2 protein-coding genes are annotated in these 1427 nt (G+C 39.7%); both read right to left on the bottom strand.

Annotation, left to right across the window (positions count from 1 at the left end):
- Positions 1-35 precede the first annotated feature (35 nt).
- Positions 36-938 (bottom strand): IS3 family transposase, encoded by a 903-nt coding sequence (locus ABD772_RS17495; protein ID WP_345107507.1) that lies wholly within the window; start codon positions 936-938, stop codon positions 36-38.
- Complete coding sequence (locus ABD772_RS17490) at positions 860-1381, bottom strand: helix-turn-helix domain-containing protein (RefSeq protein ID WP_345107504.1); 522 nt, start codon at positions 1379-1381, stop codon at positions 860-862. The genes ABD772_RS17495 and ABD772_RS17490 overlap by 79 nt, the downstream gene beginning before the upstream one ends.
- Between the last annotated feature and the right edge of the window lie 46 nt (positions 1382-1427).

Genomic DNA, 1427 nt, shown 5'->3' with positions numbered 1-1427 from the left:
TGGTGTGACCCCAAAAAGTTGGACAGATTACAAAATTAAGTTTTTTGTACGAGAGCTCGGTATTCCACCGGGCTCTTTCCATTTAACCTGTTTTTTATTCTCTTATTGTTGTAGTAATGAATGTATTCTTTTAACAAAGTGATAAATTCATCCGCAGTTTCAAAGCTCTGGCTGTACAGCAATTCTGTCTTCACAATTCCAAAAAAGCTTTCCGCCAAGGCATTATCTAAGCAGTTTCCTTTTCTGGACATACTTTGAATAATTCCATTTTTTTTCAAGGCCTTTCGATATCCGTAATGTTGATATTGCCACCCTTGGTCAGAGTGAAATATAAGTCCCTTTGTATCTTTCACTTTATCAAAAGCCTCATATAACATTTCGTCTATCATCTGCATATTTGGACTTTTGGAAATACTATAAGAAATCACTTCCCCATTGAACATATCAATTATAGGAGACAAGTAGATCTTCTCCCCTTTAATGTTCATCTGAGTGACATCCGTAGCCCATTTCTGATTTGGCAAACTTGCCTCAAAATTCCTTTCAAGTACATTAGGAGCAATTTTACCAACCTCACCTTTGTATGAGCGATAGCTTACTTTCCTGATATTACATTTTAAGCCTAATGATCCCATTAATTTTTGGACAGTCTTGTGATTTATGCTATAACCTCGGTTCTTCATTTCGGCGGTGACCCGTCTATAGCCATATCTGCCTTTATGCAAGTTGTATATGTTTGCGATCTCCTGTTTTTCATGCCTGTATTTATCATCAGAGTTTAAGCGCTTGCGATGATAATAAAATACAGAACGAGCCATCTTGTTGCAATCCAATAGAATTGCGACATCATGTTCTGGCCTTAGTTCTTCAATGGCTTTTGCCCACTCATGCGTTCGCGGGCTTCTCTTTCCTTGACTAAGGCCTCGACTTTTTTTAATAGTGCGTTCTCGGCCCGTAAGCGGGCATTCTCCGCCTGGAGCTTTTCTACTTCTGTTTCGGGTTCATGCTTCTTTGATCGTCCCATGACTTTAGATGGCCGTCCACGGTTCTTTTGTTGGTATAATGCAGCATATCCCTCAGCTCGTACGGATCTTACCCAGCTCTCTAAGGCAGTCTTGCTTACTTTATATTCCAGAACAACCTGTGTTAAAGATAATCCTTTTTCCACAACCAGCCTTACAACCTCTTCTTTGAAATCGGGTTTAGGCCTAATATTAGGTTGCTTGAGCAGCCCACTTTCACCATAAAGATCATATTTCCGAACCCATTCCAATATCATGCCTTCTCGGATACGGCGTTCGCGGGATATCCGCAGAATCGGCTTTCCCTTTCTTACTTGAAAAACTACATCAAGTTTCTCTTCAAATGTGTGTTTTGACATAAAAGTAACCCCAAAAGTTTTTGTCTAACTTTTGGGGTTCACTTCA

It is taken from the genome of Mucilaginibacter panaciglaebae, assembly GCF_039539265.1.
Taxonomy (GTDB): Bacteria; Bacteroidota; Bacteroidia; order Sphingobacteriales; family Sphingobacteriaceae; genus Mucilaginibacter; species Mucilaginibacter panaciglaebae.
The sequence above is the reverse complement of the archived record's forward strand: the minus strand, read 5'-3'. Positions and strand labels throughout refer to the sequence as shown.